This is a genomic window from Kitasatospora sp. NPDC058190 (genome assembly GCF_042883685.1).
GTDB lineage: Bacteria > Actinomycetota > Actinomycetes > Streptomycetales > Streptomycetaceae > Kitasatospora.
In genome coordinates this window covers 36,903-50,150 of sequence record NZ_JBHVVI010000068.1, presented here as the reverse complement: position 1 = coordinate 50,150, position 13,248 = coordinate 36,903, and the positions used below count along the sequence as shown (strand labels likewise).

12 protein-coding genes and 1 pseudogene are annotated in these 13,248 nt (G+C 71.6%); 5 read left to right on the top strand and 8 right to left on the bottom strand.

Annotation, left to right across the window (positions count from 1 at the left end):
• Nucleotides 1-86 precede the first annotated feature (86 nt).
• The 3 genes from ACFVWU_RS27725 to ACFVWU_RS27715 are packed head-to-tail and all read right to left on the bottom strand — an operon-like array spanning nucleotide 87 to nucleotide 3,225.
• Nucleotides 87-491: a DUF6009 family protein gene (locus ACFVWU_RS27725; protein WP_387625942.1), complete on the bottom strand. Its 405-nt coding sequence runs from the start codon at nucleotides 489-491 to the stop codon at nucleotides 87-89.
• The gene (locus ACFVWU_RS27720) at nucleotides 488-2,122 is read right to left on the bottom strand and encodes a phage/plasmid primase, P4 family (protein WP_387625940.1); all 1,635 of its coding nucleotides are present in this window, start codon (nucleotides 2,120-2,122) and stop codon (nucleotides 488-490) included. Before ACFVWU_RS27720 ends, ACFVWU_RS27725 begins: the two co-directional genes overlap by 4 nt.
• Nucleotides 2,119-3,225 carry a bifunctional DNA primase/polymerase gene (locus ACFVWU_RS27715; RefSeq protein ID WP_387625938.1) on the bottom strand — a complete coding sequence of 369 codons (1,107 nt, stop codon included), beginning with the start codon at nucleotides 3,223-3,225 and terminating at the stop codon, nucleotides 2,119-2,121. Before ACFVWU_RS27715 ends, ACFVWU_RS27720 begins: the two co-directional genes overlap by 4 nt.
• Before the next feature lie 1,300 nt (nucleotides 3,226-4,525).
• On the opposite strand from ACFVWU_RS27715, the gene ACFVWU_RS27710 reads away from it, so the two are divergent.
• Nucleotides 4,526-6,856, top strand: coding sequence for a helicase C-terminal domain-containing protein (locus ACFVWU_RS27710; protein WP_387625936.1), 2,331 nt, complete (start codon nucleotides 4,526-4,528; stop codon nucleotides 6,854-6,856).
• A 226-nt stretch (nucleotides 6,857-7,082) separates the two neighbouring features.
• On the opposite strand, the gene ACFVWU_RS27705 is transcribed toward ACFVWU_RS27710, so the two are convergent.
• Nucleotides 7,083-8,159 carry an ADP-ribosylglycohydrolase family protein gene (locus ACFVWU_RS27705; RefSeq protein ID WP_387625934.1) on the bottom strand — a complete coding sequence of 359 codons (1,077 nt, stop codon included), beginning with the start codon at nucleotides 8,157-8,159 and terminating at the stop codon, nucleotides 7,083-7,085.
• 275 nt (nucleotides 8,160-8,434) lie between these two features.
• Nucleotides 8,435-8,665, bottom strand: a complete 231-nt coding sequence (locus tag ACFVWU_RS27700; protein ID WP_387625932.1) for a hypothetical protein — start codon at nucleotides 8,663-8,665, stop codon at nucleotides 8,435-8,437.
• 481 nt (nucleotides 8,666-9,146) lie between these two features.
• On the opposite strand from ACFVWU_RS27700, the gene ACFVWU_RS27695 reads away from it, so the two are divergent.
• Both ACFVWU_RS27695 and ACFVWU_RS27690 read left to right on the top strand, forming a co-directional pair.
• Nucleotides 9,147-9,461, top strand: a complete 315-nt coding sequence (locus ACFVWU_RS27695) for a hypothetical protein (protein WP_387625930.1) — start codon at nucleotides 9,147-9,149, stop codon at nucleotides 9,459-9,461.
• Nucleotides 9,462-9,706: 245 nt separating this feature from the next.
• Complete coding sequence (locus tag ACFVWU_RS27690; protein WP_387625928.1) at nucleotides 9,707-9,994, top strand: hypothetical protein; 288 nt, start codon at nucleotides 9,707-9,709, stop codon at nucleotides 9,992-9,994.
• On the opposite strand, the gene ACFVWU_RS27685 is transcribed toward ACFVWU_RS27690, so the two are convergent.
• A complete protein-coding gene (locus ACFVWU_RS27685) occupies nucleotides 9,991-10,605 on the bottom strand; it encodes a hypothetical protein (protein WP_387625926.1) in 615 nt (204 codons plus the stop codon). The two genes, ACFVWU_RS27690 and ACFVWU_RS27685, sit on opposite strands and share 4 nt — an antisense overlap.
• A gap of 72 nt (nucleotides 10,606-10,677) precedes the next feature.
• On the opposite strand from ACFVWU_RS27685, the gene ACFVWU_RS27680 reads away from it, so the two are divergent.
• Nucleotides 10,678-10,908, top strand: coding sequence for a hypothetical protein (locus tag ACFVWU_RS27680; RefSeq protein WP_387625924.1), 231 nt, complete (start codon nucleotides 10,678-10,680; stop codon nucleotides 10,906-10,908).
• Between the two features lie 75 nt (nucleotides 10,909-10,983).
• Nucleotides 10,984-11,604, top strand: coding sequence for a hypothetical protein (locus ACFVWU_RS27675; RefSeq protein ID WP_387625922.1), 621 nt, complete (start codon nucleotides 10,984-10,986; stop codon nucleotides 11,602-11,604).
• Nucleotides 11,605-11,659: 55 nt separating this feature from the next.
• On the opposite strand, the pseudogene ACFVWU_RS27670 reads toward ACFVWU_RS27675, so the two are convergent.
• Nucleotides 11,660-11,927: pseudogene (locus ACFVWU_RS27670) on the bottom strand (leucine zipper domain-containing protein); the annotation flags it as partial.
• Complete coding sequence (locus ACFVWU_RS27665; RefSeq protein ID WP_387625920.1) at nucleotides 11,924-13,186, bottom strand: beta-ketoacyl-[acyl-carrier-protein] synthase family protein; 1,263 nt, start codon at nucleotides 13,184-13,186, stop codon at nucleotides 11,924-11,926. The pseudogene ACFVWU_RS27670 and the gene ACFVWU_RS27665, both read right to left, overlap by 4 nt.
• Nucleotides 13,187-13,248: the final 62 nt, after the last annotated feature.

The window sequence follows — 13,248 nt, the reverse complement described above, 5'->3', positions numbered from 1 at the left end:
CCGGCGGTACAACCCCGGTTCTAAACCGGGGGGGGGGGCCCCCCCTACACGGGGGGCCCCACCCCCACCGTCGCGTTCAGACGCCGTCAGGCCTTCGGGAGCGTTATCCCCAGCTCGAGCATGGCCGGGGAGGCGGGCCCGCCCTCGGAGCGCTCGGTCTTGTAGCCCTTGACGCCGGGGGCGATGGTGCGCGGGTCCACGGCCTCGGAGGGGGCGCCGGTGGTGTAGAGGCCTTCCGGGTCCTGGTCGCGGTCGTGGGGCAGCAGCCAGAAGACGCGGCGGCGGAAGGTTCCGGAGGCCCGGGAGGACTTGGCGTCGGGGCCGAGGATCGCGTAGCCGACCATGCGTCCGTCGCGGTGGTAGGCCGGGCGACCTCTCCGGGTGGTGAGGCGGTCGAGCGACTGGCGGACGTAGTCGAGGTCGGAGGTGTCCTCCAGCCAGACGAGGTCGGTTTCGTGGGCGAGCTCGGCCGGGTCGATCAGCGCGCTCACGCGTTCTGCTCCTCTGTGTCGTCGGTGATCAGGCCGATGCCCGGGTAGTACTTGCGGCTGTTGGACAGGACCATCTCCTTGGGAGAGGTCATACCCAGTGTCTCGCGAACTCGTGCGGCGAACGCACGGCCGGATACGGGATTGGCCCCCTCGAAGCCGCACCAACGGGTGTACGCGCCGAAAAGCTGGGCCTGTTCGGCGCGCATGCCCTCCCCGGTGATGCAGGCCTCCTTGAGGAAGCGGCCGACGTGGTCCTCGGTCTCGGCGTAGGCCGTGGTGGCGGTCTGGACGGCCTGGGGGCCGGCGAGGTCCTTCTCGCCGGCGAAGTAGCGGCGGGCGCCGTCGATGAGCCAGGCGAGGATACCGGGGCCCTCCTCGGCGACGAGGACGTGGGCCAGGTTGTCGATCTTGCGTTCCTCGGGGACGACCCGTTCGAACGGGATCAGGCGCATGCGGCGCCAGAAGGCGAAGCCGCCGGTGCCGACCTCGGGGCGGTGGTTGCCGAGCAGCCAGAGCTTGTGGGTGGGCTCGAAGGAGAAGAAGTCCTGGCGCATCCGGCGGGCCTTGATCTTGTCGCCGCCGGTCAGCAGCTTGACCCGGGCCTCGTCGAAGCGGTCGCCGGGCTTGAGCTCGGAGCAGACGATGATGCGCCGGCCGTGGAGTTCGGCGAGGTCGGTGGGGTGGCCGTCGAAGGTCTTGGCCATCAGGAAGCCGGGCGGGGCCGCGTCCGCGTAGTCGCCGAGCAGCTGGATCATGACGTCCAGCAGGACGGACTTGCCGTTCTTGCCCTGGCCGTAGAGGAAGGGCATGACCTGGGCGCCGACGTCGCCGCTGATCGAGTAGCCGAGCAGCAGGTGCAGGAAGTCGCGGGTCTGGCGGCCTTCCTTGTCGTCGCCGAAGGTGTCGGTGAGGAAGCGGTCCCAGCGCGGGGTGGGCATCCGGGCGGGGGCGAGCGTGGTGGAGCGCGAGTGGTGGTGGACCTTGGGGTCGGGCGGGACGATGGCGCCGGTGCGCAGGTCGACGACGCCACCGGGGGTGCACAGGGCGTAGGCGTCGGCGTCCAGGAGGGCCGCGTTGAGGACCATGCCGGGGGCGGACTTGGCCTGGGCGAGCATGGCGTTCATGCCGGAGGTCGACAGCGCGCGGCGGCGGTGCCGGCGCAGGTCGGCGTTGGTGTAGACGCCGCGGGGGTCGTGGGTGGCGACGCTCTCGGCCATCTCGCCGGCGGCCCACAGGACGGTGTCGTCCTCGTCGAGCTGCCAGCGGTGGGTGGCCCAGCGGTACCAGCCGATGCCGGGGACGTGGCGGTAGTCGCGTCCGTAGAGGTGGACGAAGAGCTTGGCGTTGCCGCGGTCGGACAGAGAGTCCGGCAGGAGGCCGTTGGGGCTCGCCTGCGGGCCCGCCTGCGGCTCTGCCGGGGCCTGGTCGGGGTGGGGGACAGGGGCCGTCTGGAGGGGCTGGGCGGGCGCCTGCGGGGCCGCGACGGGTGTGGGGGCGTCGAGGAGGCTCTCCTGGACGGCGGCGCCGTGCCAGGGGGCCTGCGTGGGCCCGGGGAGGGGCGGGTACTCCAGGATCTGCTGGGCAGCGGCCACGGGGTCGAAGACCGTCCTCTTGCGGGTGCTGTCGCTCATCCTCGCGCCTTCCCGACGTACAGGGGCTGCCGGGCTCCGGCGGCGAGGCCGGAGCGGATCACGGCGGAGCTCTGCCGGTCCTGGGAGGGGCGGGCGGTACGGGCGGCGTCGGCGAGCAGCTGCTCGGCGGCGGCATGGGTGAGGTGTCCGGCGGAGACGAGGCCGCCCACGGTGTAGGCGGCGCGGTTGAGTTTGCCGGTGAACCCGGCTCCCTCGGGGATGGTGGCGCAGTCGGTGACGTCCTGGAGGACGGTGTCGAGGACCCGTTCGGCGCCGCGCTTGCCGCCGCCCGCCGCGACGACGGCCTGGCGGGCGCGGTCGGGAACGGCCGGCTGGGGAGTGCTGGGCTGCTGGCCGGGACGCTCCTTGAGGTGCCCGGTGCGGATGAGCTCCTCGGCGAGCCACTGGGGGAGTGGGGCGGGGATCGTGGCGCCGGGCAGGGGAGTGTAGGTGCCGCTGGTGGTGACGGTGCTGGGGGCCACGATGTAGCCGCCGTGGGCGCGGACGTCGACCTGCCAGGCGAGGGCCCGTCCGGTGGAGGAGCCGGTGGAGCAGGTGAAGCGGTGGTGGGCCTGGTCGCGGTACCAGATGTGCAGACCGCCGGAGGGGGTCCGCACGCGCAGGGTCCCGGTGTCCTGGGAGGGGTCGGGGGCTTGGCGCAGGGCGGCGAGCAGGGCGAGTGTGTGGTAGCCGTTCTCCAGGCCGTCGAGGTTGACGCGGTCGTGGATCGGGATGCCGGGCAGGATCCGGTCCCTGGCGGGGACGGTGGCGGGGTGGCTGTCGACGTCGATGACGACCAGACCCGCGGGACCGCAGGCGACGCCGGTGCCGAAGCCGGGGTTGACCCGCCACCAGGCGCCGATGACGTCCTGGTCCGTGGTCGCGGCGTGGAAGCCGTGGCACCAGCGACCGACGCGGGGGCAGGTGCACTCGGTGGGGGAGTGCTGCGAGTCCTGGCAGGGCTGGCAGTTCGCCGGCGGTGTCTTGCGCCCGGGAGCCAGCGGATGGACCGGCCATCCCTGGGCGGCACACCAGCGCGCGACGGCCAGCGCGTCGGGCTGACGCTCCGTTCGGTCGCTCCCCACGGCCTTCGGCGCCGTCACGCTGGTCCCTTCCCCTTGGTTCAGTAGCTACTGCAGCTTCCTCGGTAGCTCGGTAGCTGCCCGGATTTGAGTCGCTCGTTCAGTCGCTGACGGCAAAAAGCCAGGTCAGAGCACTGGCGGGTGTCGGATCAGCGACTGAAGCGACCGAAGTCCAGAAGATAGCTCACACAGACTAGCCGAGCGAGGACATACCGTCCCGGACTGCTGGGGCTTGCGGGGAAACTGAGCGACCGAACCCTGGGGCAGCGACCGAGTCGCTTCGGTCGCTGTTTTCGGTCTGGCAGCGTTTTCGCAGGTCGCAGCCATTTTTAACAGCAAACAGCGACTGAAGCGACTGAAGCCCGGGTCTATAACGCGCACACGCACACGGGAATGTCTTCATATACCCAACCTTGAGTCGCTTGAGTCGCTGCTGGGGTGGATGCATGGGCTCTGACCTGGGGTTTTGTCCAGCGACTGAAGCCCAGCGACTGAAAGCGACTGAGTCTCTAGGGCCCCGGGGACCGGCGTGTCGCGTGCGACAGGCCCGCTTGGAAGCCGCCGGCTCGGTCGCTTGGGTCGCTTCAGTAGCTCCGGTCGCTGCCCGGGAAGGGGAGGTGCCCTTCCCGGGACGGTCGGCCCCCTGCGCGTACTCATGCCGGGGAAGTTCCAGTCCTGGGTCGCTTCAGTCGCTGAGTCGCTGGCCGTGGAGGCCGCCTTGTCAGGCAGCCCTGCCCAGGGATGTGTGCCCAGGGGCGGCTCACGGAGCTACTGAAGCGACCCAAGCGACTCTGGTTCCGACATGCCTCCGCATCCGGCAGTGCCCAGCGACCGGCAGTGCCCCCGGGAGCACGTGGGGTCGACTCGGGTTCGACTCGCCGTAGTTCATACAGTCCGGACCGCCGCCCCATGCCGCGTCGTCTGGTCTCGGTTTTAGACTTGTTCACCCCGGTCCGACCGAGTTCAGCCGCCGCCCAGGGGTTCACTGCGTCGCAGGTCAGAAGAGTTATGAAGCCTGGCGGATGGTGTTCGGGAGAATTGGAGAGCGTGTCGGGGGACACCCCCTCACGAGTTTGAATCTGGTGTTCTCCGCCTTCTCGGAGGCCCGGACCGCCTCCGAGAGTTCCCAGGCGTCGTCGCACCCACCCCCGCTGGTACGCCATCCTGGTGCTCCCGGCCGGCTTCGGCAGGGTATGGCCGTCCTCCTACGTGGTGAGGTGTCCCCATCGGTAAGAAGAGCGGATCGGCACTGGCCGCATGGCTTCGCGGTCTCGATGCGGCCGGTTTGGAGCGGGTCCTGGCGGCGCGTCCGGACGCCGCGGTGGCTCCGGAGCCGCAGTCGGTCGGTGAACTGGCGGACCGTCTTCAGCGTCCGGCGTCGGTGGCGCTGGTCCTGCCCCGGCTCGCGTTGCCGTGTCTGCAGGTGGGGGAGGCCCTCGCCGCGCTGACGGCCGCGTCGCGGGACGAGCTGGCAGGCCTCCTGGACGCGACGCACGGTGAGCGTGCTCGCGGATTGGCCGCCGTCCTGGAGGAGCTGGCCGATCGGGCTCTGGTGTGGCCGGACGGCGACGGACTGCTGCGCATGGCGGCGCCGTTGCGCAGCGCGTGGTCCTCGCCGCTGGGGCTCGACGTACCGCTCGTGCACCTGCTCGCGGGCTCGAACTCCGACGAGCTGGGCCGCATGCTGGCCAAGCTCGACGTCAAACCCGCCACCAACCGGAAAGAACAGCGGCTGGCGGCGCTGGTCGACCATCACCGCGATCCGGCCCGGGTCGCCGCGCTGGTGGCCAAGGCTCCCGCAGTGGCCCGCAAACTCCTCGACCGGCGGGCACATGAGGCTCCGGAGCGACCGGGCTTCATCATGTTCGGGGTTCCGGCCGACTCCACGCCCGGCGAACAGTGGGCGGTGGAACGGGGGCTACTGGTCCGGGACCGACACCGCTACGGGCCGGCCCGCATGCCCGCGGAGGTGGCACTGGCACTGCGCGGCTCCGACTGGCACGCCCCGTTCATACCCGCCCCACCCGTCGTGCGGTCGGTGCCCGTCACCGTCTCGGAGATCGAACGGGAGGCCGCGGCCGTCTCGATGGCCTTCGCCGCCCACGCCGCGTCCGTCCTCGGAGTGTGCGCCGCCGCTCCGCCGGCCCGGCTCAAGGCCGGTGGGATCGGCGCCCGCGAGCTCGCCCGGATCGGCAAAGCGGCGCAGTGCGACGAGCTCCCGGTACGCCTGGTCCTGGAGGCGGCGAGTGCGGCCGGGCTGCTGGCCCGGGACGGTGACCGGGTCGCGGCGACCGCGTCCTACGACACGTGGGCCGAGCAGGAACCGGCCGACCGCCTCGCCGTGCTGCTTCGAGCCTGGTGGGCGCTCCCGCTGACCCCCGGCGGCAGCCGCGACGAGGACGGGAAGGCTCTGCCCGTGCTCGCCGGGGCACCGCCGTGCGCAGGCTGCGTCCAGGCCCGGCACGGACTGCTCACCGCCGCGTCCCGGCTCCCGGCGGGCGAAGGCGCGGCCGACCCGGCGGACCTGGGGGCACTGCTCGGGTGGCTCCGACCGCTGGCCGACGAGCTCCACCAGGACGCCACACCGTTCGCCACCCTGATCCGGGAGGCGCAACTGCTCGGCGCGCTCGCCCTCGGGGCCGTGTCCCCGGTCGGGGCCGCCCTGCTCGCCGACGACGCCGAAGCGCTGGCCGACGCCTGTCGGCGGCTGCTGCCCGCCGCCAGCGGGACCGCCCGCTTCGGCAGCGATCTGACGGCCGTGGTCGCCGGTACGCCGTCGGCGCACCTCCTCGCGCTGCTGGACTCCGTCGCCGACCGGGAGAGCGCCGGCACGGCCTCCGTATGGCGCTTCAACCCGGGAAGCATCCGCCGCGCCCTCGACGCGGGCCAAACCCCCGACGCCATCGAGGCCGACCTGGCCGCCGTCGCCGTCGAACCGCTCCCCCAGCCGCTCTCCTACCTGGTCCACGACACCGCGCGGAGCCACGGCCGGATGCGCGTCGTCTCCGCGGCCTGTGTCATCCACGGCCAGGAACCCGCCCTTCTGGCCGAACTCGCCGCCCACCGCAAGCTCGCCCCACTCGGTCTGCGGCAGCTCGCACCGACGGTGCTGATCAGCCGGACCCCGCCGGACAAGACCCTCGCGGCACTGCGCGCCGCGGGCTACGCCCCCGTCGCCGAGACACCCGACGGGACCGTCCGGATCGAACGGGCCCAGCGCCACCGCGCGGCGAACCCGCTCCCGTCCCCGCGCCTGCCCGGCGGCAGGCCCGGTACGCAGCGTGGGGATGCCCGCACCGCGAACCCGGGGAAGCCCGTCGACCTGCGCGCCCTCGCGGCCCGGCTCCGGGACGCCCCGCAGGACGTCGCGGAGCCCGACCCGTACGACGGCCGCCCTTACGGCAGCGACACCGAGGAGATCATCGCCGGGTGCGCGCGCAACCTGACGTTCACCGACGTGCGCCAGCTGGCCCATGCCGTCAACGACGGTCAGGCCGTCACGATCGAGTACGTCGCCACCTCGGGCAACACGACCGTCCGCACCCTCAGCCGGCTCGAACTGGACGCTCCCTACCTCCACGCCTGGTGCCACCTGCGCGACGACGAGCGGGTGTTCACCCTCTCCCGCATCCACGGGGTGATGCCCGCGTAGCCCGGGGTTCTGATCGCGCTCGGACAGCGGCAGCCCTGCCGACCGCCGCCGGAGCGGGGCGGTGGTGACGGCCAGTTCGTCCAGGCGCGGTCCGATCAGCCTCTCGGGGGGGCGGTGAAGAGCAGGACGGACAGCCAGCCGCTCTGAGGCCTCGGTGCGCTTCGACCCGGGCGCCACCGCCGGGGAGGCGTCTCGGTGATGGACCCTCCGATCCGCGTGACGGCCGTCACCCGCCGGGATAGCGGTCCCACCAGTTGGGGTCGCGGGCCGGTACGTACTCGCCGCCGCCGGGCGAGTCGACGTACTGCTGGAGCAGGTCACGGGCCAAGGTGTCGAGCACCCAGGCGAGTTCGAGCCGGCTCAGCAGCTCGACCGGCAGCGCGTCGACGCCGTGCGCGGCACCGAGCAGCGCCCCGGCGGTGGAGGCCACCGAATGGCCGTCCGGAGCGCCGGCCGCGAACCGCAGGGCCGCGTCCACGGTGTCGCGGCCGGGGAAGCGGGAGACCGTGAGGAGGGCACCGAGCAGCGCCGAGCAGGCGGTCGCGTCCGGGGCGATCCAGGCGAGCTGTCCGTGGTCCGGGACCGCGTCGGGTGCCTTCAACAGGTCGAGGACCGTGTCCGGGCTCGCCGAGTGCGGCATGGGCAGGGAACGGACCAGCGCGTCGATCGGGTGGTCGTCGCCGGGGCGGGAGGCCGTCCACGTCCGGAAGGGGGCGTTCTCGGCGAGGCAGTGGGACACGACCCCGGCCGCGCTGAAAGCCGCGTCCTGCGCGTCCGGGGCGCCGTGGGTGAGCGCGGCCGTCTCGCGGATCGCCGCGCCGCAGGTACTGGGACCGGAGAGGAGGTACAGCAGTCCGAGGGTCAGGCTCCGGGTGAGCGCGTGGGCCCCTCGGCTGCCAGTGACCGGCTTCGTCGGAGTGCCCCGCGTCAGCCCGGTCAGGGCCGCGACGGTGGCCGGCGCCGAGCCGCGCCGCTCGCGCAGAGCGGGCACCCGCGCGAGCCAGCCGCTCGGCCACCGGCCGCCGCTGCCGCGCGTCCAACGCTCAGAGATCCGTTCCGGCTCGATGCCCTGCAGAAAGGCCCAGCGGCAGTACGCGTGCCACACCACGGACGGTGCGTGGCAGATCCCCTTGTGGTTCAGCCGCACCGAGGCACGGATCGCCCCTTCGATCGTGAACGCCGCCAGCTGCGTGCTGACACCGATCCGCAGCGGCCCCTCGGCCGGCCACCGGCCCTGGACCACCCCCGCCGCGTCCCCCAACGCCGCCCCGAGCACCAGGCCCCGTACCCGTGCCTCGCTCACCGCCACCTTTTGCACGGGCCCCCACCCCTTCACGTACGCCGCCGGCTTCGTCATGACATCCCATCACAGCCGCGGATCCAGGTGGCGGGCCGCTACCCGAACAGGTCGTGCGCCTGGCGGGCCGCCTCCCCGCCCACAGGCCGTCCCGCCCCCGTGCCACGCCCACGGGCCTGGTACAGGGCGGACAGCGGGCCGGTGGCGGTGTCCGGGAGCCGCCAGCCGCCTGCTCCGGGGTGCCGCCGTCCTCAGTCCCATCCGACGGTCACGGTCCCGGGTCACCGGCGAACCGCGAGGGCCGCGGCCGGGCCGCCGATCCGGGGCCAGGTCTCGCCGGTGCCGTCCCACTGCCACAAGCTGCCCCGGTCGGGCGCGAGGCGGTAGAGATGGCGGGCACCGATGGCGAACTCGGTGGCGGGGCCTCTGACGTGGGCCCAGATATTGTCGGCGCCACTCCGGCAGCGGTGCGGCCCGGCGGCGAGGTTGCCGTGCGCCCGTCGGACGGCCACCCGTACGTCCCGGCGTCACCGTCTGACGATGACCGTCACCCGGCGGCGGGCCGACCTGCCATCGGCCGGTATCGCATCTCCGCCCGGCGCTGCCGACCGCCTGCCGCGGCCGGATACTGCCGCGGACCTCCGAGGCAGTTGAGTGCCCAGCTCGTGTCATCGCCTACCGGGCGCGGAAGGGGCACGACGGCAGAGCCGGTCGGAATCCGCCGGGGCCAGGTTCGCGGACATCGCGATCGCACCGTTCTCGGTCGAGGTCGACGGGATTCGCTTCGGCCTGGTCCGCGAGAGCCACGGGGGAGCATTCCAAGAGCGAGGAACGCGAGGTGTCGACGGTCACGCAATTCCCCAAGGCTGTGGTCACGTAATTCCCCAGGTCCTGGCTCGATGGTGGGGTTAGGTTGGCGGTTGTCCGGTGCACGGGTTGAGGCCGGTGCGGGACGCTGATATCTGCTTGTGGCCTTGATCGAGGGGGATGCTCATGGTCGAGCTGAGTGCTGAAGCGGTCCGGTGGGTGGACGACGAACCGTTCCCGGGCATCGTGGAGGTCCAGTTCACGGATGCGGACGGGCGTCGGTGGTCGCTGGTCGACAAAGCTCCGGTCTTTGACGCCGATGGTGTCCTGCGTCCGGATTCCGCCTATCCGCTGGAAATCGGCGTTGCCTGCGTGATCACCGGATCAGCCAGGCGCCAGGAGGATGACGAGCTCGTCACGGTCTCCACCGCGCCTCGTGGCGTCACGGCCTCGGACGGACGGGACGAGTTCACGGTGCGACGCGACCAACTCACGGGCTGAGGGCGAGCGTCAGCATGCTGCGGTGGAGCTATCGCTATGTCGGACCTGCCGACTTGAGGAGTCTCGTCCGGCCGGAAGGGCAGGGCAAGAACATGCGCTCGCCAGCGGACTTCGATGAGTGGGCAGCGGCTCGGACGGCAGAGGAGTTGTCCGAGCCCTTCACCTTCGTTGTCGATCGGACTGGGTCCCTGCGGCTCGCGCCGCGCCGCAGTGAGCACGTGGTGTGTGCCGGCGGAGAAGAGGTCATGAGCGCCGGTGAGATCAGTTTCCGCGAGGAGTCCGGGCAGTGGGTGGTCAACGAGGTGAGCAACCAGTCGACCGGTTACTGCCCGGACGTCAGCTCATGGCCGGCCGTCGCCGAGGCCCTGGACCAGGCCGGGATCGTTCGCCCCTCCGGCTTCACGCACGAGGTGGTGTTCCGACGCTGCCCCTCCTGCCGGCAGCTCAACATCGTGCGCGAGGAGGACTTCGTCTGCGTCTTCTGCGACGAGGCCCTGCCCTGGGAGTGGAACGTTGATCGGCCCGGACGCTAGGCGATCGCCTCGTCGACGCGGCCCTGGCGTTCACGGATCGAAGCGAGCAGGCCGACGGTGTTGGACGGTTCGACACCGTGCCCGCCGCACGACTCGGAAGAGCAGCGGCGAACAGCCTCGATGCGGGCGGTGAGCAGTTCGGCGGCCTCCTCGTGCCGGCCTGTGCCCTCGGCGACGTCGACCAGGGCCTCGGCCAGGAGCCAGTTCTCGACGTGCGGGCGGAGCAGGGTGAACGCCTCGTCGCCTCGACCGTGACGGGCGAGCAACCGCGCGAAGGAGTCCATCGCCAGCCGGTCCCCGCCCTCCGCATGCGGACGGGCCAGCGCGATCGCCTCGTCGACCCGGCCCCGAGCCTCCAGCAGTTCGGCCGCGGCCTCGGCCGCCGTCCACCACCCCGTGGCGACGTACGGGGCCAGCACCGCCAGCGCCTCCTCCGGCCGGCCCCGGCCGTCGAGCAGCTGCGCCCACTCCCGAGCGCAGCACCACTCCCCGCGTCCGGCCTGGAACTCCACCTCCCCGGCATGACCGAGCTCGAGGAGCCGGGAGACCAGGTGCGGGGGGATGCAGCCGGACTGCGTTCGGGTCCGGTAGTCGAGATCAGCACTGTTCACGAGGGCGGACCCTAGCCGCCGCCTCCGACACCGCCCCTGTCGCGCGGCGATCGAGAGCCGCTTCGCACGGACATGCGAACCCGTGAACGTCTCCTCGACGACATCCGCCGGTCCCGCGGCGGCCTGCCCTGCCTGGTCGTGATCAAGACCAACGACCGGATCGTCAACAGCTCCCTGGACCGCTCGACGGGCGGCGCCGTCCGCCTGGGTTCCTTCACCCCGGAGCCGCTTCTACCGCCTGGCCTCAACGCGGAGTTCCACGTCCACCGCCTCAGCGAGCGGCCGCCGAGTCCGGCACGGTGACCTGCGAGAGGTCGGCGGGCCCAGGTTTCCACGTTGTGGACCTCACGGCCCGACCACTCAACTACCCTGCCGGTCATGGCCTTACAAGACCTTGCCGAGCAGGTGGCCCACGACCTCGCCGGTGCACGCCTCGAGCTCTACAAAGTTCCCCCCGCCCAACTCGTCGAGCGCTCGCTGCTGTCCATGCTGTGCCACCTCAGCGTGGCACCGATGGCCCGTGTCTCCCGCCCCGGCCTGCTCACCCGACGCGTGCGGACGCATCCGCTCAGCAGATCCCAGGCCGAAGAGGTACGGCACTTGGCCGCCAAGGTCCACGCAGCCTGCTCCCGCCTCTCGGCCCGCGGTGCGAAGTGGGGGGAGCTTCTGCCTGAGATCGAGCAGCTGGTCGACGCCATCGAGGGCATATGGGGGCGGTTCCGGGGGGAGGCGACGCTGTACATCCCCTACCGGATCGAACGAGGCCCGTTCGACAAGATCCAGGCCTCCGCCGACTTCAGGACCCTGACCGCCGGCGGGTACACCTGTACCGGACTCGCAGGGCAGAACCTGAACCCCAACACGCCGGAGGTGGCGGAGCGGAACCTGCGGGACCTCCTGTTCAAGGACATCACCAAGCACGGAGTGCCGCTCAACGTACAACCGTTCCCACCCGCGGACGGACTCGCCCTCACGTTGACCGTGAAGTCGCCGCGATGAGACTCACACAGGTACCGGACATCATGCGGGGCTTCCGCCCGGGTTGATCGCCCGGGCGAGTGGCCGACCACTTGTGGGCACGCCGCATCTCCTCAATGCGTGTGACCACGTCGACTGGTGTCGCACTCGGCCTGGCCGTGCGGCGTCGAGCTTCGATCAACCAACCCGAGTTCGCCGTGTCGCCGGCGCCGGTTCAGCCACTTCGACTCCGTTGCTCGGGAAATCCCCATCTCTGCGGCGACATGCGCGATCGGACGGGTCTTGCAGCATTCGATCAATCGGCGGCGACCCTCCACGGACAATGGCGCGTTCGTGTGGGTCATGGTGTCGTCGAGGCCGTACGGGACGCATGGTGCCGTGCACCGGTGACGATGAGTGAGACGTTCTGTCCGCCGAAGCCGAAGGAATTGCTGAGCACGGCCTCCTGGGGGACGTCTCGTCGCGCTGTGACGACGTCAAGCTCGATGTCGGACCCAACACCGGCCGCGGTGAGGTTGCGGGTCGGCGGGATGACGCCGTGCTCCACACTGAGGACGGCGATGAGCGCCTCGATCGCACCGGCCGCGCCGAAGAGATGACCGAGTGCCGCCTTGGGGGCCGTCACGGTGGCGCGGCCGAAGACCTCCCTGATCGCGTGCGCCTCGGCGACGTCGCCGGCCGGAGTTCCGGTGGCGTGGGCGTTGATGTGGCTGATCTGCTCGGGAGCCAGACCGGCTTGCGCAAGGGCTTTACGCATGGCGGAGACCTGACCGGAGCCGTCGGGAGCGGGTGCCGTGATGTGGTGGGCGTCGGCGGCGATGCCGGCTCCCGCGAGCACCGCGTGGACGCGCGCGCCCCGGCGGCTGGCATGCTCAGCGCTCTCGAGCACCACGACGGCGGCGCCTTCACTGAGGACGAATCCGCTGCGGTCCGCGGCGAACGGCCGGGACGCTGAAGCGGGTTCGGCGGTGTACCGCGACAGTGCTTGTGCCTGGGCGAAGCCGGCGACGGTGATCGGGGTGATCGCGGCCTCGGTCCCGCCCGCGATGACCACGTCCGCCTCGCCGGCACGGATGAGCCTGGCCCCCAGGGCGATCGCCTCGGCACCGGAAGAGCACGCCGAGACCGGCGTGTAGACCCCGGCCCGTGCGCCGTATTCGATACTGATCAGCGCCGCCGCCGCATTGGGCATGAGCATCGGTACCGTGCGTGGCGAGACGCGCCGCCTCCCGGCCGCCTCCAGTACGTCGTCTTCCTTCAGCAGCGTCCGTACGCCCCCGATGCCCGTGCCGATCGCCGATGCGAGCCGGTCCGGGTCCACCCGCGGGGCACCACTATCGGCCCAGGCTTCGGCGGCAGCGGTGAGGGCCGCCTGCTGCGAGCGGTCGAGCCGCCTGGCCTGCACCGGCGGCAGCGACTCGGCGGGGTCGATCGCCATCGTCCCCGCGGCGGTGTCGGGAAGGCCGGAATCCTCGTGGCCGCGCAGGACGCCGCCGCGGATGCCCGACTCGCCTGCGAGCAGGGCTCTCCAGGTGGACTCCACGTCTGCGCCGAGTGGTGTGATCGCGCCGAGTCCGGTCACGACGACTTCAGTCCGGTGCATGCCCTTCGACCTTTCTTGTATGTGATACAAGCGAACGGGCCAAGTTGTATCACATACAATTC